Source organism: Dokdonella sp. (assembly GCF_044227025.1).
In the GTDB taxonomy this organism is placed as follows: domain Bacteria; phylum Pseudomonadota; class Gammaproteobacteria; order Xanthomonadales; family Rhodanobacteraceae; genus Dokdonella_A.
This window is the reverse complement of sequence record NZ_JBGAFX010000002.1, coordinates 465086-482939: the sequence shown is the minus strand read 5'-3', so window position 1 is coordinate 482939 and position 17854 is coordinate 465086. Positions and strand designations below refer to the sequence as shown.

Genomic DNA, 17854 nt, shown 5'->3' with positions numbered 1-17854 from the left:
CCGCGCCTGTCACAATCGCGCTCCGTCGCCATCCACGGAACCGCGCGTGCCGAACTATCCTGTCCAACTGCCGCTGATCGCCGCGTTCGCGGTCGGTTTCTTCGCGGGTGTGGTGATCGCCTACCTGCTGGCGCGGCGCGGCCGCGGTGAAGCGAGGCTCGAAGGGTATGCAAGCCGTGGTGCCGAGGTGGCAACGCTGGTCGAACAGCGCGATGCAGCCATCCGACGCGCCGACGAAGCGTCCGCGCGCGTGCGGCGACTCGAACAGGATGTGTCGCATGCCGAACAGAACCTGTTGGCAGTCACGGCGCGCGCCGCTACCCAGCAGGAGCGGTCGGAGCGCCTCGGCCAGGAACTTGCCGCCGCGCGCAGCGCGCGTGATGCGGCGCAGGAACAACTGGTTGCGCTGACCGGTCGCCATGCCGCGCTCCAGGCCGGCTCCGCCGCCGAGGCCGCCGCGGCGACCGAAAAGCTGCAATTGCTGGAACAGGCCGAGCAACGCCTGCGCGAAGCGTTCCAGAATCTCGCGCACGGCATCCTCGAGGACAAGGCCGAGCGCTTCCGGGAGCAGAGCACGCAGCAGCTCAGTGGCCTGCTCGATCCTTTCAAGCTTCAATTGAAGGAATTCCGCGAGACGATCGACCAGCGCCACGCCTCCGATCAGCGCGAGCGCGGCATGCTGTCGCAGGAGATACACAGTCTCAAGCAGCTCAACGAACGCATCAGCGAGGACGCGCTGAACCTCACGCGCGCGCTCAAGGGCGACACGCGCACGCAGGGTGCGTGGGGTGAGCTGGTGCTCGAACGCGTGCTCGAGGCGTCCGGACTCAGCGAGGGTCGCGAGTTCGAGTTGCAGGTCGTCTTCTCGGACGAGGAGGGCGGTCGCCCGCGCCCGGACGTGATCGTGCACCTGCCGGACAGCAAGGACCTCGTCATCGATGCGAAGGTCTCGCTGACCGCCTACGAACGCCTGTGCGCCGCAACCGACGACGTCCAGCGTGAAGGATTGCTGCGCGAGCATGTCGCATCGCTGCGCCGGCATGTCGATGGCCTGTCCAAGCGCAACTATGAGGCGATTCCGGGCCTGCGCACGCTCGACTTCGTGCTGCTGTTCGTTCCGGTCGAGGCCGCATTCATGGAGGCGATCCGCGCCGATGACGGGCTGTACATTCACGCGCTGTCGAAGAACATCTCGCTGGTCAGTCCGAGCACGCTGCTGGTGACGCTGCGTACGGTGTCGCACCTGTGGCGCATGGAAGACCGCAACCTCAACGCGGCCGAGATTGCGCGCCAGGCCGGCGCGCTGCATGACAGCTTCGTGCTGCTGGTGAACGAACTCGGCGGCGTCGGCGACGCGCTCGGCAGGGCGCAATCCCTGCACGAGGGCATGCTCAAGCGCATCGGCAGCGGCCGCGGCAACCTGATCGGCCGCGTCGACCGCCTGCGCAAGCTCGGCGCCGACACGCGCAAGCAGCTCTCGCTGCTGCAGGACGAAGTCGACGCCGCGGATGACGACGACGAAGAACAGGTTTCGTAGGCGCCGTGGCGTGAGCCGAGCAGGCGCTAGCAAAGCCGGCCAGGCGCCCCCCGCTATTGCAGACCGGGGCTCGCTCCGCTCCTCCGCATCGCGTCGCCGCGATCAGTTGCGACGCAGCCGGCTGTGGCGATAGCCATAGCCGAAATAGATGGCGAACCCGATCACCGTCCAGACGCCCATCAGCGTCCAGTTGTACCAGTTCTCGAAGTACAGCAGCAGCATGCAGCTGAGCACGCCGGCGATGCAGGTGAATGGCGCCCACGGCACGCGGAACGTGCGTGGAAGTTCCGGTCGGGTGCGACGCAGGATCAAGACACCGAGACAGACCGCGATGAACGCGATCAGGGTACCCATCGAGACGAGGTCGCCGAGCACGTCGAGCGGGAACACCGCCGCGAGCGCGGCGATGCCGATGCCGGTGATGACCGTGTTGATGTGCGGCGTGCGGTACTTCGGGTGGATCTTCGCGAATACCGGCGGCAGCAGGCCGTCGCGGCCCATGATCATGAAGATGCGCGGCTGCGCGATCACCATCACCAGGATCACGGACGACAGGCCGATCAGTGCGCCGACCTCGACCAGCCAGCGCAGCCAGCCGAGTTCCGGGTGCGCCTTCACGGCGGTCACCACCGGCTCGCTGGTGCCGAGCTGGTCGAACGGCAGGAGTCCCGTCAGCACGGCGGCCATGCCGATGTAGAGGACGGTGCAGATCGCGAGCGAGGCGATCGTGCCGATCGGCAGGTCGCGTTGCGGATTCTTCGCTTCCTGCGCAGCGGTCGAGGTTGCCTCGAAACCGATGTAGGAGAAGAACACCAGCGTGGCCGCGCGCATGATGCCGGTCCAGCCGAATTTCTCCGGCCCCTGGTTCTCCGGTATGAACGGATGCCACAGCTGCGGGTTCACGTAGTGCCAGCCGGCGGCGATCACGATCACGATCAGTGCGACCTTGAGGATCACCATCACCGTGTTGACCCCGCTCGACTCGCGAATGCCGACGTAGCACAGCCAGGTCAGCAACAGCACGATTGCGACCGCGGGCAGGTTGAACAGCGCGCCGGTCGTGACCAGGCGATTGTCGGTATAGGCGAGCGGCGCATTCGTCAGCGCTGCTGGCAGGTGCACGCCAAAATGGTCGAGCAGGCTCGTGAAATAGCCGGTCCAGCTGACCGCGACGGCGGACGCGGACACGCCGTATTCGAGCACCATGTTCCAGCCGATGAACCAGGCGACGCCCTCGCCGAGCGTCGCGTACGCATAGGAATACGAGCTGCCCGACATCGGGATCAGGGTTGCGAATTCGGCGTAGCACAGCGCGGTGAAGCTGCAGCACAGCGCGGCGATCATGAACGACAGGATGATCGCGGGCCCGGCGTGTTCGGCGGCCGCCTGGCCGGTGATCACGAAGATGCCGCCACCGATCACCGCGCCGATGCCGAGCGCGGTCAGGCCCCAGGGGCCGAGCGTGCGCTTCAGCGACGGGCCGTCGTCGTCGACCGCCGCATTGGAGAAATCGGTCTTGAGGGCTAGCAATCGGTCGAGCATGGCGGTTCCATAGGTTCTGATACGTGCCGACGATCCACGGTCATGCCGGAAATTGCTCCTGCAATTCCGACCGGCAGGGAAGCGGGAAGTGTCGGCTGATGCCAGGAGCATCGGCCGACCGGCATACCGACCATCCATGGTCATCCCGGAAATTGCTCCTGCATTTCTGGGATACCGACCATCCATGGTCATCCCGGAAATTGCTCCTGCATTTCCGGGATACCGACCATCCATGGTCATCCCGGAAATTGCTCCTGCATTTCCGGGATACCGACCATCCATGGTCATAAAAAGGCCGGCGACGATGCGCCGGCCTCCGTGGGTTCAACGATCCAGTACCTCAGCCTGCGTTCTGCGGGGCGAGCTGGCTGCGACGGTATCCGTAGAGTCGATAGACCACCAGGCCGATCGCCGCCCAGACCACGAACACTGTCTTCGCGGTCATGCTGAGATTGAAGAACAGCAGCGCGCAACCGATGACCGCAAGCGGACAGACGATCCAGGCCATCGGCGTGCGGAACGAGCGCGGCCGGTTCGGTTGCTGTTTGCGCAGGATCAACACGCCGATCGAGACCATCGCGAACGCGAGCAGGGTGCCCGAGTTCGACGTGTCGGCGAGCTTTCCGACCGGGAACAGCGCCGAGCAGACCGCGACGACCGCGCCGGTCAACATCGTGATCACGTGCGGCGTGTGGAAGCGCGGGTGCACGCGCGAGAGCACTTCCGGCAGCAGGCCGTCACGCGACATCGTGAAGAAGATGCGCGTCTGGCCGAACATCATCATGAGGATGACGGACGGCAGCGCGAGGATTGCGGCGATGCCGATCCAGTTGCCGATCGACGGGAAATTGAGCAGGCGCAACACGTGCGCGAGCGGCTCCTTGCTGCATACCAGTGCCTGCGACTGCGCGCATGCGGCGGCCATCTCGGGGCCGCCCGGGTCGAGTGGCATGCCATTCGTGCCGAGCATCGGCTGCGCACCGACCGAACCCGCGGCGCCATAGCCGACCAGAAGGTAGAACACCGTGCACACGCCGAGTGCGCCGATCAGGCCAATCGGAACGTTGCGATTCGGGTTCTTGGTTTCTTCCGCCGCGGTCGATACGGCGTCGAAGCCGACATACGCGAAGAAGATCGACGCGGCCGCGCCGAGAACGCCGGTGCCGCCGAGCGGGCTGCCCCAGCCACCCGGCAGGAACGGTTCGAAGTTCGTGCTCTTCACGGCCGGAACCGCGATCAGGATGAACACGGTCAGCGCGGTGATCTTGATCGCGACCAGCACCGAGTTGACACGCGCGCTCTTCGAGGTGCCGATCACGAGCAGCCAGGTCACGGCGAGAGAGATCAGGAAAGCCAGAAGGTTGAACCCGCCGCCGGTGTAGAGGCCGGTACGCAGGAATTCGGGCAGGGAAAGCGCACCCGGTTGCACGAGGCCGAACAGGTCGCTGTGGGCGAGCAGGCCGTTCATGTAGCCGGACCAGCCGACCGACACGACCGCCGCGCCGATCGCGTATTCGAGCACCAGTGCCCAACCGACGATCCAGGCGAGGAATTCGCCTAGCACGCCGTAGGTGTAGGTATAGGCCGATCCCGATACCGGAAGCATGGAAGCAAGTTCGGCGTAGGCAAGTGCGGCGAGCGCGCAGACGACCGCCGCGATCACGAACGCGATCATCATGCCGGGTCCGGCCTTCTGGCCCGCTTCGGCGGTAAGCACGAAGATGCCGGTACCGATCACCGCGCCGATGCCGAGCAAGGTCAGCTGCAGGGCGCCGAGCTGTCGCTTGAGGGACTTCTTTTCTGCGGTTGCGAGAATCTGATCGAGCGGTTTGACACGCCAGAAAATCATTGCATCCCCTTCGCGAGCGGTGGTGGCCAGGCTGTAGAACGTTCGTGCGCCTGAAACCCCCAGCGCCGGCGATCCTGCGCATGCATGCGACCAAGGTCGAATGGCAAGCGGTCCGGTAAAATACGCGACCACTGCACCAGCGGCAAGCGAACGACGTCATGCCCACCGATGCTGCCCTGCCGCACGACCTCGCCGCGCATCAGCTCGCCGCGCATCAGGCTGCGTGGCTGGGGCAGGTGGACGACTATGCGCAGGCGTATCCTGCCGAGCGCGCCGTCGCGATGCTGTTCGCGCAGCTCATGGCGGAGGATCCGGCGGCTGCCTCGCGCGAGCGACGCGACGCCCACCTCACGGGTTCGGCCTGGCTGGTCAGTCCGGACGGTGGCCGCGTGCTGCTGACCCACCACCGCAAGCTGGATCGCTGGCTCCAGCTCGGCGGGCATGCCGACGGCGACACCGATCTTGCGCGGGTCGCGCTGCGCGAGGCGGAGGAGGAATCGGGCCTGGCCGACCTCGCGGTCGAGCCGCAGGTCTTCGATCTCGACCGTCACCGCATCCCTGCACGCGGCGACGAGCCGGAGCATTGGCATTACGACGTCCGCTTCGTCGTGCGGGCGCGCGGCAGCGAGGCGTTCGCCGTAGGTGAGGAGTCGCACGCATTGGCATGGGTCGAAATTGCCGCGATCGCGCACGACCGGATGCAGGACGAATCGCTGCGGCGCATGGCGCGCAAGTGGCTCGCGCGCCGGTGAGCAGGTCGTGATCCCGGCGCAAGCCGGATCACGTTCCTGGTTTCGTCCGCGGCGCGTCAGGCCCTGCCGGCAAACTCGCCCGTGACGGTATTGACGGTGACCTTCTCTCCGTTGCGGATGTATTCCGGCACCTGGATCTCGATCCCGGTGGAAAGCCTCGCCGGTTTCGGACGCTTGGTCGCGGTCGCGCCCTTCAGTTCAGGCGCCGTCTCGATCACTTCCAGCACGACCGACTGCGGCAGTTGCAATGCGACCGGTGCATCGTCGATCAGCTGCACGTAACAGCCTTCGATTCCGTCGACGAGATAGCCGGATGCGTCGCCGACGACGTTCGCGTCGAGCGTGTACTGCGTATAGTCCTCGCTGTCCATGAACACGAACGCTTCGCCGTCCTTGTACGAGTAGTTGACCGCGCGACGAGTCAGCTCCGTTTCCTTGAGTTCGTCCTCGGCCCCGAGCGAAAGGTCGAGCTTCTGGCCACCCGGCACGCTGTACATGATGAAACGGAACTTGACGTTGCCGCCGCGACCCTGCGGCGAGCTGCGTTCAATGTCGCGGATCTGGTAGACCTTGCCGTCGTGCTCGACGACGTTGCCCTTCTTGATGTCGGAAGCTTTCATGGGATGGGTTCGAGAGGGAGTGGAAAGTGGGGGTGAGTCGTGACGGGTTGCCGCGGGGCGGCCGAAGCGATTCGCACGAGGGGTTCTCGTGCGTCAGACGCCACGGGTTATTTCGGCGCCAACCGGATCGCACCGTCGATGCGGATCGTCTCGCCGTTGAGGTAGCGGTTCTGCAGGATGAACGCGACCGTGTCGGCGTATTCCTCCGGCTTGCCGAGGCGCGACGGGTAGGGCACCTGTGCGCACAACGACTGGTACACCTGCTCCGGCATGCCGTCGACCATCGGCGTGTGGAACACGCCCGGTGCGATCGTCATGACGCGCACGCCGATGCGCGCGAACTCGCGTGCCATCGGCAGGGTCAGCCCGACCACGCCGCCTTTCGAGGCGGAGTAGGCGGCCTGGCCGATCTGTCCCTCGAACGCGGCGATCGATGCGGTGTTGATGATCACTCCGCGCTCGCCGTCTTCGCCCGGCGCGTTGTGCTGCATCAGGTCGGCGGCGGCCTTGGCGACGTTGAAACTGCCGATCAGGTTGACGGTGACCGTCGTCGCGAACGTCTTCAGCGGCATCGGGCCTTCCTTGCCGAGCACGCGGCCGGCGCCGAGGATGCCGGCGCAGCTGATGACGGCATTGAGGCCGCCGAGCTTCGCCTGCGCATCCTTGAGGGATGCGGCAACGCCTTCCTCGCTGGTCACGTCGGTGCGGAAATAGCTGGCCGATGCACCAAGCCCGGTTGCCGCTGCATGGCCCTTGTCGTCGTTGACGTCGAGCAGTGCGACCTTCGCGCCGTGCGCGACGAGGTGTGTGGCGACGGCGAAGCCGAGCCCGGAAGCGCCGCCGGTGACGACGGCCTTGACCTGATCGAGTTGCATGGGGTTTCCCGCGCGAAGAAGAGGGCGCGGATTCTAGCAGCCCTGCACGGGACGCATCGCGGCTGCACCTTGCCGCGCGATGCAGTGGCAGTGGCGGCTCGCGCAGCCGACAAGGCATGCTGCAGTCGCAGGAGCGGCTGATGCCGCTCCTGCACCGGTTGCGGTCGCTGTCGCGATGTACTTCGGGTGGCCGCGCGCTTTCAGTGCACCGGCGCCATCAGGTGCTGGTAAGGCGTGCCGGCCCACATCACGTACGGCTGCGAGGTGTCCGGGTCGGCCGACTTCGGATAGCCATCATAGAACGCCGCGTCGCCTCCGACGACCATGATGTGCGGGCCGGTCTTGACCCAATGGTTGCTGCCGTCCGGTTTCTTTGCATACGGATCGGTGTTGCTCGCGTCGGTACCGCCCGCCAGCATGTACATGAAGCCGACCTTGCCGCTTTGCGGTTGCTTGTGCCCGACCCATGCGCTGATCCATTCCATCGCGTTCCTGTCGGCGCACATCGGATCGGGGCCCGGCGTTTCCGGGTTGTCCGGCATGCAGGTGAACGCATTGCCGCCCTTGCGCAGCGTGCGCATGCCCTGGGCGTCCATCGCGACGATCGTCGCGTCCTTCGCCACGCTCGACGGCGCGGCCTTCATCGCGCTTGCGATCAGTTTGGCATCGCCTGGCGCCGGCTTTGCCATGCCTTCCATCTTCATCTTGTCGCCATGGATCTCGTCGGCGACCTTGGCGTTCTCGGCCGCGAAGGCCGTGCCGGCGAGCATGACGAGCAACGGAAACATCAAGCGGTGCTTCAGCAAACAGGTTGTGGACATGGCGGGTTCCCCCGTTCGAGTTTGTCCCCGGCGCGCCCGCGGCGGGAGGGTGAATGTCCGCCTGTACGCGCGTCGAGTCAATGTGGATTTTGTCGGCCATGGCGCCGTCAAACAGCGTGCCATGGGCACGGTCGCGACCGCGGCCGACGCGTTCGGACAGCCGTATCCAACCGTCCCGAACGGGCCACGTGTGCGCGATGTCGGTAAGCGGCGCCAAACGCCGTATGGAGCAGTGCGACCGTTGCAGGACACCCGACCAGGGCCCGGTGCGGCTTGCATTTCGTGAATTCCCGCCATGGAGAAAACGCCACATGAAGCGCCTGCCCCTTACTGCTCTCGCGACGGCGATCACGTTCGTCCTGTCGATTCCCGCGGTTGCGGCGCCGCAGGCCGCGGTCAACGCGGATGCCGAGTTGCTCGCTCGCACGCTCGGCGTCGGCACGGCGCGCCTCGATGACGTGCATGCGTCCAGCGAAATCCTCCTCGACGGGCGCGAATTGCGCACCGTCAAGGCCATCGATGCCGCGACCGGCGAGCCGGTCGGACGGACCTTCAGCGACGGCGTCGCGGTCGATGCAACCCGCGTGCGCGACGAGGCCGGGGCAGGTTGGCGCATGGCCTACGGCGCGATGACGCCGGCGTTGCTCAAGCGAATGCAGCGGATGGCGGCCACCGACCGCATCGTCGTCGATCTCTGGTACGCGGCCGACCTGCCCGACGATGGCGGTGGTCCGAGCGGTGGCGTGCAGGTGCCGTCGGCGTACGGTGGCGCGCCCGCCGATGCGGTGACGATTGCGAACGGCGCCAAGCGTGAGGCGGTTCCGCTGGACGGCGCACTGGTGGTCCCGCAGGCGACGACGGCCGGTGCGCCGGCCCCGGAGCAGGAGCCAGTGAAGTCGGAGGACGATCCTGCGCAGCGCGCGCGGCTCGAGGCCGAACGCGTCGAGCGCGCCGCTGCAGTTGCCGCGGTCGAAGCCGGCAACCAGTTCCGCATCGCGGACTTGCGTGCCGCACTCGCAGCGCCGCGCGCCGCAATGTTGCAACGGCTCGAAGCGGCCGGTGCCAAGGTCGTCTATGCCAGCGACATCGTGCCCTCGATCATCGTCGAGCTCGCGCCTGGTCCGGCGTGGTCGGTCGCACGCTGGCCCGGCGTCGCGATCCTCGACGACACCGGCGGCGAACGCGGCCCCAGCCTCGACATCGCGCGCCCGACCGACAACATCACGCCGATCAATGCGGTCGGCTACGACGGCAGTGGCGTGACCGTCGCAGTCGTCGAGGGCGGTCGCGTCTACCCGAGCAACCCGTACATGACGGTATCGCAAAGCCGCGACACCGGACTCGCGACGGCGGACCACACCACCTGGGTCGGCGGCATCATTGCCAGTACGCACAGCACGCACCACGGCATGGCGTCGGGCAGCACGCTGATCAGCGCGAACGGTGACTACGGCACGAGCGGATCGCTCGAGGCCGCGACCGACTGGGGCGCCACGCGCGCGCAGGTGCTCAACCACAGCTGGGGCTTCAAGAACGTCGCAGACAACAGCCTCAACGCGTTCGACCGCCGCCTCGACTACATCGCGCGCAATTCGTTCCGTCTCAATGTGCACGCGGCAGGCAACTACGGCGCGCCCAACTGCGGACAGACGCCGCCGACGACGGTGTACGGGGTGGAATCGCCGGGCCGCGGCTACAACACGCTCACGGTCGGCGGCTACAACGACCACAACACCATCGGCTGGAGCGACGACGACCGCTACGATTGTTCCGCCAGCGGCTGGCCGATCGGCGACGGCGCAGGCGGCACGCACGTCAAGCCCGAAGTCGACGCCGGCGCGGTCGACATCGTTTCGCTCGCGCAGACCACGAGCACGACGTCGCCGCTCAGCCCGGGCCTGTGGGGCACGAGCTTTGCTGCACCCGCGACATCCGGACTCACCGCCGACCTCATGGAGGCGGACAGCCAGCTCGCCGGGTCGCCGGTCGCGGTGCGCGCGCTGACGATGGTTGGGGCGTTGCGGTCCGCGGGCGACCGTCCGACAATCGATGGCACCGCGTCGGTCTACGCCACCGAGAACGGCCCGTGGTGGTTCCAGGGCGTCGATGCGTCGAGCTTCCCGAAAACCTACGACGTGTATGCACGCGAGGGGCAGCGCGTGCGCTTCGCGATCAACTGGATGTCCAACGTCACGTTGAGCGGCACGACCTATTCCAACGACAACATGCCGGCCGACCTCGACCTCACCGTCTACCGCAGCGACGGCACCACCTTCGTCACCAATTCGAACAGTTCCTACAACAACTTCGAGCTGGTCGACTTCTATGCGCCGGCGACCGACACCTACAAGTTCAGGATCACGCTGTTCGGCAGCTGGAGCGGCAGCGCGACGCCCTTCGCGGCTGCGGCGCGACTCGACGGCAATTTCGTGCCGCGCGGAACCTGGTGGGCGTTCGGTGGTGCGCCGGGCGCGCAGGGCCGCTTCTTCGACATCCGGCCGGATCAGGAATACGCGGGCTGGATTCCGTACTGGCGCGGCGTGGCGCTGCGACCGGCAGTGGGCGCGGACGATGACCTCGAGTTGTACGGCGCGTCGTGGTTCCTCGAGCCGATCAATACCACGGACACGTTCAATCGGCCGCGACTCGCGCTGTCGCAACTCGGGGGAACCAACGGTGCCGTCGATTTCATCATGGTCGACGGCAACCACTGGCCGTCGAGCCAGCGCGAGTTCTTCCGCGTCAAGAAATACTCCGGCAGCGGCGCGTACTCGATCAACGCGGCCGATGGCGCCTACTACTCGTCCAGCAGCGGCGGCGTGTATGGCCCGTACTCGATGGACACCAATACGTCGCTGTTCGTCGCCGACATGGGTTTCGAGGCGAACAGCGAGCGCCGCATCACCCTGATCCCCGATGCGGGAGCCGGCAGTGCCGACATGGCGTTGGCGCTGTACCGCTCGAACGGCGCGGATTCGACAACCTGGGCGCAGGGACGCAACCAGTCGATCGTCGATGGCGATGCGGCGGGAGCCGGCGGCGGCGAAAAGATCCGCTATCGACTCGCCGATGCGAGCTCCGACTTCCTCGGTCTTGCCGTCTACAACAAGACCCAGGGAACCGCGCCGACGTTCTACCTGCGGGTAACGCCGAGCGCGATCTTCACCGACGGTTTCGACGGCGATTGACGTCTGCGCGCGGTATCGAAGGCCGCCCCCGGGCGGCCTTCGGACTGTGCGCTACAGTTCACGCAGGTAGAAGCGGTTGCAACCGTGATGACCGGTGGCGCCGAGCGCGTGCTCGATGCGCCGGAAACCGCTGGCCAGATACAGCGACTGCGCCGCATCCATGCCGGTGAGCGTTTCGAGATAGCACTGGCGGAAGCCGAGCGTGCGCGCTGATTCGAGGCAGTGCGCGATCAACGCGCGCCCGGCGCCGAGGCCACGCAGACCGGGCAGGAAATACATCTTGCGCAGTTCGCAGGTCGCCGCGTCGGCGCCGTCGAGCGGGGCGAAACCGCCACCACCCTGCACGACTCCATCACGCTCGACCACGAAATACGCAGCGCGCGGGCGCGCGTAGGCGGCGCACATCGCGTCGACCTCGGCATCGTGGATCGCGAAACCCGGGCCGTCCGCGCCGAACTCCGGCATCACGCGGCGGATGATCGCCGCAACCGTCGCATCGTCGCGCGGCTCGATCGGGCGGAGGGTGAAATTCAGGGCGACCGCCATCAGTCGACCGTGCGGCGGAAGTCGAGATCGTAGCGCGCACCACCGGTAAGTGCGTGCAGTCGCAGGTTGGTGATGCGGATCGGCGCACCGGGTGCGACGTCGGCGACGTTCGACTCCGCCATCTCGGCCGGATCGATGATCGTCACGCCGCCGCCACCGATCACTTCGAGCACATTGTCGGGACCGATCACCGCTGCGGTGGCGGCATCGAGGCCGAGACCGAGCGCGAACGGGTTCAACGCGAGCGCGGCGAGCAGGCGCCCGAGGCGATCGCTCGCATGGCCGCCCTGGTCGATCACCACGCGATTGGTCAGGCCAAGGCCCGGCGCGAAACTTGCGCCGCCGCCGCGCGGAGTCGCCCCTTCTGCTCCGTGCATCAGCATGTGTTCGCACAGCAGCGCCGCACCGCCACCGCAGCCCACGACCGCCATGCCTTCCGCGTTGCGGCGTCGGATCGCCCGTGCGAGCGCGGTGCCGCCGACGAGCGTTGACAGGCGCAACGGCTGGTCGGACAGCAGGATCACGATTTGGGCATGCTCGACCGCATCGAGCAGGCTGCGCTGTTCGCAGTCCGCACGCCCCGCCAGCAAGGCGCGCCGCACGTCGCCGGCGCCGGCGGCATACGCGACGGCCTCCAGTTCGAAATCCGGATCGTTCGCCTCCGCCGCCGCGAGCATGACCACGCGCGGCTGCGCGCCGAGCAGGGCGAACAGCCGCGCCAGCAATTTCGCGCCGCGATCATCCGCATCGATGTCGCCGCAAGCGACGATCAGGCCACGATTGCGGTCGGGGGCGAGTTTGGCGGGCATCGAGGGTCGCGTTGGTTTCTTGGAGGGTCGAGTATAGGGCGCGTTTTGATTCCGGTGTCGTGAGTTTGTCGGTTGTCATTGCGAAGACCGACTCGCGTCCTGCATGTTCGTCCCGCATCCGTGCGATTTGATTTCCCCTCTCCGGCTTGCGGGAGAAGGTAGGGTTAGGGCGCTGTCGCCGTGCGGTCGCTGTTTGCGTTTCCAACAGCTCAGTCTTGATTTCTCGCGATGACCTACCCGCATCCGTGCGTTTTCGTCCCGCATCCCTGCGGGCCGGTTCCTTTTCTTTGCTTGTCCAAAGAAAAGGAACCAAAAGAAAGGACACCCCGACGGCGCCGCCTTCCGCTGCGCGGAAGGTTCGTGGACGCCGGCCGGGGGTCGCCGACGATGCATCCCTGCATCGCGGCGAACGCGCGCGATCCATCGCGCGCCCCTTCGGGCCTGGTCGTCCGCCGTCCACCGGCGCCGAAGGGGACCCGGAAGCAAGAGCATCGCGACTTCCGCCGCTCCCACAAAAGCGGGTCGTGGCTCTTCTGTGGGAGCGGCGGAAGCCGCGATGCTTCGGCTCTGAGCGCGCAGGATGCGCGCGCTCCTTAAACGGGGTCCCCTTGCGGCCCGGCGAGCGGGTGGAGGACGAGCCCGAAGGGGCGCGCGCACGATGCGCGCGCGTTCGTTGCGGTCCATGAATGGACCGTCAACGAACCCCGTAACCCGATCGCGCAGTCGACGGGCAGGAGCCCGTCGACCGGGTCGCTGGGGGTGTCCTTCTCTTTGGTTTCTTTCTCTTGGACAAGCAAGAGAAAGAAACCGGCCCGCAGGGATGCGGGACGAAGATGCACGGATGCGGGCAGGTTTCGCGAAAGATTCGCACCACACAGCACGCGGAAACTTTAAGGAACCAACAAACTGTCGAAAGAACTAACCCATCGTCGCGCGAGCCACGCGACTCGAAGTTGCGCGCCCCAACTGCCCGCTCAGCCACAATCCCGTGTCGATCAATGCCGGCAGATCGATGCCGGTGGCGATACCCATGCCTTCGAGCATGTAGACGACATCCTCGCTGGCGACGTTGCCGGTAGCGCCCTTCGCGTACGGGCAGCCGCCGGTGCCGGAGACCGAGCTGTCCACGACGGCGACGCCTTCCTCGATGCAGGCGAGGATGTTCGCCAGTGCCTGCCCGCGGGTGTCGTGGAAATGCACGGCGAGGGCAGCCATCGGCACTTCGCCGGCGACCGCGCGCAGCATCGCGCGTGCCTTGCCTGGCGTGCCGACGCCGATCGTGTCGCCGAGCGAGATCTCGTAGCAGCCGAGTTCGTGCAGGCGGCGCGCGACGCGCACGACGTCGGCGACGGGAACCTCGCCCTGGTAGGGGCAGCCGAGCACGGTCGACACGTAGCCGCGCACGTTCACGCCGTCGCCGTTCGCGCGTTCGAGCACGGGCAGGAAGCGCTCGATCGACTCGTCGATCGACGCATTGATGTTCTTGCGATTGAATGCCTCGCTCGCCGCGGTGAAGATCGCGACTTCGCTCGCCCCAACTTCACGTGCGCGCTCGTAGCCCTGCAGGTTCGGCACGAGCACCGGATACGCGACGCCGGGCCTCTTCGCGATGCCGGTGAATACCTCGGCCGCGTCGGCGAGCTGCGGCACCCACTTCGGGCTGACGAAACTGGTTGCCTCGATCGTCCGCAACCCGGTCGCCGACAGGCGATCGATCAGTTCGATCTTGGTCGTGGCCGGAACGATGGTCTTCTCGTTCTGCAAGCCGTCGCGAGCGCCGACCTCGACGATGCGGACTGCAGCGGGCATGTTCATCGGCGCGGCTCCCCGGCCTGCCGCAGCGAGCGCTCGATGTCCTCGAGGTCGCGCCGGCTGCGCTGGAACACCATCGACGGCTTCGACTCGAACAAGTCGTTCCGGCGCACGAGGTCGAGCATCTGCTGGCGGCCACCACGCACGTAGACGTGCAGCTCATTGCGGCTCTTCTGCACGGTGCCGTCGAGCTTGCCGTCGATGACGAGCTTGGCGGACTTCGCATCGTCGACCTTGCGGATCTCGAGCTTGTCGCCGCGCACGCGATACTTCGCGAAGAAGAACGACTTCTGCGGCGCGGGCTCGATGTCGTACGGCGGCTTCAGATCGACGAGGCCGTGCAGGGACGCGTCGGAGACGACGACGTAGTCGTCCCCGTGCGCATGCACGAAGTTGATCGGCACGCGCGTGCGCTTGAGCGGGCCGCCGCCTTCGGGTTGCTCGATCACGGTGAACGCACAGGCATCGTCGACCGCGAAGCCGGAGAGATGGTGCTCGCCATCGACGCGCCGTCCGTCGTCGCCGGGTTCAAGCCAGACGCCCTTCCAGGCGGTGTCGCAGGTTTCGATGTTGTCGCCGAGCGGTGATTCGAAACGCGTCTCGACGCAGGCGGTCAGCATCGTGCAGGCGAGCAGGGCGGCGAGCAGGGGTTTGCGCATGTCGTGTTCCTTGCCGGCTCAGTGCACGATGTCGTGCAGTCCGAGCCAGGATTCCTCGGAGGTATAGGCTTCGCAGCAGCGATCAAGTGCCGCGTAGTCGTCGGCGAGCGCGGCCTTTGCAGAAACGAATGCAGCTTCGCTCTGCCAGCGGTCGATGGTCAGGTAGGTCGCGGGTTCGCCGCGGAGCTTCAGCAATTCGGTCGCGATGAAACCTTCCGCGCGCGCGAACAGGCGCGCCCAGTCGCCCTGCGGGCCGTAGGCACGTTCGAAGGCGTCGAGCTTGCCGGGCTGCACGCGGAAGCGCCAGATCGTCGCGATCATGCGTGCCTCAAGCTCCGACGAGGCGCACCAGCACCGCGTCGGCTTCGACGAAGTCGCCCGCCGCCGCCTGCACCGCGTCCACCGTGCCCGCGCGCGGGGCCTTGAGGCTCAATTCCATCTTCATCGCTTCCATGACCAGCAGTTCTTGCCCTTCGGCGACTTCGTCACCGGCTTTCGCCTTGACCACGACGATGCGACCCGGCATCGGTGCGACGACGCGATCGCCGCTGGTCGCGCTCGTCGTCGCGTAGGCGAATGCCGGGGCGTGCTGGAAGACGTGACGCCGGACGCCGTCGTGCACGACGACGCGCTCTTCGTCGAGCGTGACCCGCCAGCGCCGCGTGACGCCGTCGAACTCGGCGCTGAGGATGCCGTCGCGGAGCGAGGCGCGCTCGACGGTGCACTGGTGCTCGCCGAGGCCGAGTCGATAGCGACCATTCGCGCCGTGCGCGGAAATCTCCACGCGCGTGCCGCGATCGAGCAGGGCAACGATGCGCTTGCCCGGGTGCCCAAGGCGCCAGCCGTCCGCGCGGGCCCACGGTGAATGCGGATCGCCGGACGCTCGCGCGAGGCTTGGCGCCTGCGCTTCCTCGTGCGCGAGCCATGCAAGTGCCGCGGCGAACAGTGCGTCTTGACCGACGTCGTCGCTGCCCGTCGAAACGAACTCGTCGAGATGGCGGTCGAGGTAACCGGTGTCGATGCGACCCTCGACCACGGCCGGATGGCGCACGAGCCGTTCGAGGAATTCGATATTCGACTTCGGTCCGACCACGCCGCATCCGGCGAGCGCCTCGCGCATGCGCAGCAGCGCGGCTTCGCGGTTCGCGTCCCACACGATCAGCTTGGCGATCATCGGGTCGTAGAAGATCGTGACGGTGTCGCCTTCGATCACGCCCGAATCGATGCGCACATGTTCCGAGGGCTGCGGCAGATGCAGCTTCTCGAGCGTGCCCGACCCCGGCAGGAAGCCCTGGTCCGGGTCTTCCGCGTACAGGCGCAGTTCGATCGCGTGGCCATTGGCCGGGATCGACTTGTTGCGGATCAGCGAGCCCGGCAGTGCCTCGCCGGAAGCGACGCGCAACTGCAACTCCACGAGATCGAGGCCGAGCACCATCTCGGTGACGGGATGCTCGACCTGCAGGCGCGTGTTGATCTCCATGAAATAGAAATCGCCACCCTGGCCGACGATGAACTCGACCGTGCCCGCGTTGACGTAGTCGAGTGCGCGTGCGGCGGCGATCGCCGCGTCGCCCATCTTCGCGCGCAGGTCGGGCGTCACGAACGGCGACGGCGTTTCCTCCAGCACCTTCTGGTAGCGGCGCTGCGCCGAACACTCGCGTTCGTTGAGGTGCACGATGTTGCCGTGGCGATCACCGAACACCTGGAACTCGATGTGGCGCGGCTGCTCGATGTAGCGTTCGAGCAGCACGCGGTCGCGGCCGAACGCATTCTTCGCCTCGCGCTGGCAGCTTTCGAGGTTCGCGGCGAACTCGCCCGTTGAACGAACGATGCGCATGCCCTTGCCGCCGCCGCCGTAGGCGGCCTTGATCATCAGCGGGAAACCGATGCGTTCGGCTTCGCGCGCGAGCAGCGCCGGATCCTGGTCGTCGCCGGTATAGCCCGGCACGACCGGCACGCCGCCACGCGCCATCAGGTCCTTCGCGCCGGCCTTCGAGCCCATGCGCCGCATGGAATCGGCGGACGGGCCGATGAACGCAAGGCCTGCGCGCTCGACCGCTTCGGCGAAATCGGCGTTCTCGGACAGGAAGCCATAGCCGGGATGGATCGCCTGCGCACCGCTGCGTTTGGCGACATCGATGATGGCGTCGCCGCGCAGGTACGAATCCGCCGGACGTGGACCACCGATCGGATACGCGACATCGGCTTGGCGCACATGCTGCGCGCTCGCGTCGGCCTCCGAATACACCGCCACCGTCTCGATCCCGAGCCGGCGACAGGTGCGGATCACGCGGCAGGCGATCTCTCCGCGATTCGCGATCAGGATTCTATTGAACATGTTTTTCGACGCGGATTGGCGCGGATGATCGCGGATTCGTCATGAGCTGCTCGAGGATCCTTCATTGCAATTGCGACTGAAATTCGGCGCGGATCGGCGTCCATCATTCGGGGACATGGCAGACGGCTTCGATGTTGTGCCCGTCCGGGTCGAACACGAAGGCGCCGTAGTAGTCCGGATGATAGTGGGCACGGATGCCGGGCGGGCCATTGTCGCGACCGCCCGCGGCGATCGCCGCCTTGTAGAACGCATCGACCGCAGCGCGAGAGCTGGCCTCGAATGCGATATGGTTGCACGCGCTGCCCGCGTCCCCGCTGCCGATCCACAGCTGCGGCCGCCCGGGCGGGCCGAAGCCGGTGCCTTCGTAGCCGCCGGTCTGCTCCTTGGTCACGTCCATGACCGGGCCGAAGCCGAGCGGGGCAAGTGCCTGCACATAGAACGCACGGCTGCGCGCGAAGTCGCGCACCGGAAATCCGAGATGGTCGATCATCGTTCCGCTCCGATCG

General features: G+C 66.6%; 15 protein-coding genes. 3 read left to right on the top strand and 12 right to left on the bottom strand.

Annotation, left to right across the window (positions count from 1 at the left end):
- The first annotated feature begins 46 nt into the window (after positions 1-46).
- Complete coding sequence (gene rmuC / locus ACILRJ_RS06410) at positions 47-1537, top strand: DNA recombination protein RmuC (RefSeq protein WP_395681527.1); 1491 nt, start codon at positions 47-49, stop codon at positions 1535-1537.
- Positions 1538-1639: 102 nt separating this feature from the next.
- Here rmuC and ACILRJ_RS06405 read toward each other — a convergent pair whose 3' ends face one another.
- The gene (locus ACILRJ_RS06405; protein WP_395681525.1) at positions 1640-3079 is read right to left on the bottom strand and encodes an amino acid permease; all 1440 of its coding nucleotides are present in this window, start codon (positions 3077-3079) and stop codon (positions 1640-1642) included.
- A 340-nt stretch (positions 3080-3419) separates the two neighbouring features.
- On the bottom strand, positions 3420-4928 hold the full coding sequence (locus tag ACILRJ_RS06400) for an amino acid permease (RefSeq protein WP_395681523.1): 1509 nt from the start codon (positions 4926-4928) through the stop codon (positions 3420-3422).
- Positions 4929-5086: 158 nt separating this feature from the next.
- Here ACILRJ_RS06400 and ACILRJ_RS06395 point away from each other — a divergent pair, with 158 nt between their 5' ends.
- Positions 5087-5680, top strand: coding sequence for an NUDIX hydrolase (locus ACILRJ_RS06395; protein ID WP_395681522.1), 594 nt, complete (start codon positions 5087-5089; stop codon positions 5678-5680).
- A 56-nt stretch (positions 5681-5736) separates the two neighbouring features.
- Here ACILRJ_RS06395 and yeiP read toward each other — a convergent pair whose 3' ends face one another.
- The 3 genes from yeiP to ACILRJ_RS06380 form a co-directional block, all read right to left on the bottom strand.
- Positions 5737-6300, bottom strand: coding sequence for an elongation factor P-like protein YeiP (gene yeiP, locus ACILRJ_RS06390; RefSeq protein WP_395681520.1), 564 nt, complete (start codon positions 6298-6300; stop codon positions 5737-5739).
- Between the two features lie 107 nt (positions 6301-6407).
- Positions 6408-7175 carry an SDR family NAD(P)-dependent oxidoreductase gene (locus ACILRJ_RS06385; RefSeq protein ID WP_395681518.1) on the bottom strand — a complete coding sequence of 256 codons (768 nt, stop codon included), beginning with the start codon at positions 7173-7175 and terminating at the stop codon, positions 6408-6410.
- 200 nt (positions 7176-7375) lie between these two features.
- A complete protein-coding gene (locus ACILRJ_RS06380; protein WP_395681516.1) occupies positions 7376-7996 on the bottom strand; it encodes a hypothetical protein in 621 nt (206 codons plus the stop codon).
- Positions 7997-8307: 311 nt separating this feature from the next.
- On the opposite strand from ACILRJ_RS06380, the gene ACILRJ_RS06375 reads away from it, so the two are divergent.
- On the top strand, positions 8308-11184 hold the full coding sequence (locus ACILRJ_RS06375; RefSeq protein WP_395681514.1) for a S8 family serine peptidase: 2877 nt from the start codon (positions 8308-8310) through the stop codon (positions 11182-11184).
- A 51-nt stretch (positions 11185-11235) separates the two neighbouring features.
- Here the strand turns inward: ACILRJ_RS06375 and ACILRJ_RS06370 are convergent, their stop codons facing one another.
- The 7 genes from ACILRJ_RS06370 to ACILRJ_RS06340 form a co-directional block, all read right to left on the bottom strand.
- Positions 11236-11730, bottom strand: coding sequence for a GNAT family N-acetyltransferase (locus tag ACILRJ_RS06370; RefSeq protein ID WP_395681512.1), 495 nt, complete (start codon positions 11728-11730; stop codon positions 11236-11238).
- Positions 11730-12539, bottom strand: coding sequence for a cyanophycinase (locus ACILRJ_RS06365; protein ID WP_395681510.1), 810 nt, complete (start codon positions 12537-12539; stop codon positions 11730-11732). The genes ACILRJ_RS06370 and ACILRJ_RS06365 overlap by 1 nt, the downstream gene beginning before the upstream one ends.
- Positions 12540-13457: 918 nt before the next feature.
- The gene (locus ACILRJ_RS06360) at positions 13458-14354 is read right to left on the bottom strand and encodes a hydroxymethylglutaryl-CoA lyase (protein WP_395681508.1); all 897 of its coding nucleotides are present in this window, start codon (positions 14352-14354) and stop codon (positions 13458-13460) included.
- Positions 14351-15010 carry a hypothetical protein gene (locus ACILRJ_RS06355; RefSeq protein WP_395681506.1) on the bottom strand — a complete coding sequence of 220 codons (660 nt, stop codon included), beginning with the start codon at positions 15008-15010 and terminating at the stop codon, positions 14351-14353. Before ACILRJ_RS06355 ends, ACILRJ_RS06360 begins: the two co-directional genes overlap by 4 nt.
- An 18-nt stretch (positions 15011-15028) precedes the next feature.
- On the bottom strand, positions 15029-15331 hold the full coding sequence (locus ACILRJ_RS06350) for an antibiotic biosynthesis monooxygenase family protein (protein ID WP_395681504.1): 303 nt from the start codon (positions 15329-15331) through the stop codon (positions 15029-15031).
- Between the two features lie 7 nt (positions 15332-15338).
- Positions 15339-17348, bottom strand: a complete 2010-nt coding sequence (locus ACILRJ_RS06345; RefSeq protein WP_395681502.1) for an acetyl/propionyl/methylcrotonyl-CoA carboxylase subunit alpha — start codon at positions 17346-17348, stop codon at positions 15339-15341.
- Positions 17349-17451: 103 nt separating this feature from the next.
- Positions 17452-17838 (bottom strand): VOC family protein, encoded by a 387-nt coding sequence (locus ACILRJ_RS06340; RefSeq protein ID WP_395681500.1) that lies wholly within the window; start codon positions 17836-17838, stop codon positions 17452-17454.
- Positions 17839-17854: the final 16 nt, after the last annotated feature.

Excerpts from the sequence above, each read along its gene's own strand:
- ACILRJ_RS06350 (WP_395681504.1), bottom strand. The coding sequence starts at position 15,331 with ATGATCGCGACGATCTGGCGCTTCCGCGTGCAGCCCGGCAAGCTCGAC.
- ACILRJ_RS06355 (WP_395681506.1), bottom strand. The coding sequence starts at position 15,010 with ATGCGCAAACCCCTGCTCGCCGCCCTGCTCGCCTGCACGATGCTGACC.
- ACILRJ_RS06400 (WP_395681523.1), bottom strand. The coding sequence starts at position 4,928 with ATGATTTTCTGGCGTGTCAAACCGCTCGATCAGATTCTCGCAACCGCA.
- ACILRJ_RS06385 (WP_395681518.1), bottom strand. The coding sequence starts at position 7,175 with ATGCAACTCGATCAGGTCAAGGCCGTCGTCACCGGCGGCGCTTCCGGG.
- ACILRJ_RS06405 (WP_395681525.1), bottom strand. The coding sequence starts at position 3,079 with ATGCTCGACCGATTGCTAGCCCTCAAGACCGATTTCTCCAATGCGGCG.
- ACILRJ_RS06370 (WP_395681512.1), bottom strand. The coding sequence starts at position 11,730 with ATGGCGGTCGCCCTGAATTTCACCCTCCGCCCGATCGAGCCGCGCGAC.
- yeiP (WP_395681520.1), bottom strand. The coding sequence starts at position 6,300 with ATGAAAGCTTCCGACATCAAGAAGGGCAACGTCGTCGAGCACGACGGC.
- ACILRJ_RS06375 (WP_395681514.1), top strand. The coding sequence starts at position 8,308 with ATGAAGCGCCTGCCCCTTACTGCTCTCGCGACGGCGATCACGTTCGTC.
- ACILRJ_RS06360 (WP_395681508.1), bottom strand. The coding sequence starts at position 14,354 with ATGAACATGCCCGCTGCAGTCCGCATCGTCGAGGTCGGCGCTCGCGAC.
- ACILRJ_RS06395 (WP_395681522.1), top strand. The coding sequence starts at position 5,087 with ATGCCCACCGATGCTGCCCTGCCGCACGACCTCGCCGCGCATCAGCTC.
- ACILRJ_RS06380 (WP_395681516.1), bottom strand. The coding sequence starts at position 7,996 with ATGTCCACAACCTGTTTGCTGAAGCACCGCTTGATGTTTCCGTTGCTC.
- ACILRJ_RS06365 (WP_395681510.1), bottom strand. The coding sequence starts at position 12,539 with ATGCCCGCCAAACTCGCCCCCGACCGCAATCGTGGCCTGATCGTCGCT.
- ACILRJ_RS06345 (WP_395681502.1), bottom strand. The coding sequence starts at position 17,348 with ATGTTCAATAGAATCCTGATCGCGAATCGCGGAGAGATCGCCTGCCGC.
- ACILRJ_RS06340 (WP_395681500.1), bottom strand. The coding sequence starts at position 17,838 with ATGATCGACCATCTCGGATTTCCGGTGCGCGACTTCGCGCGCAGCCGT.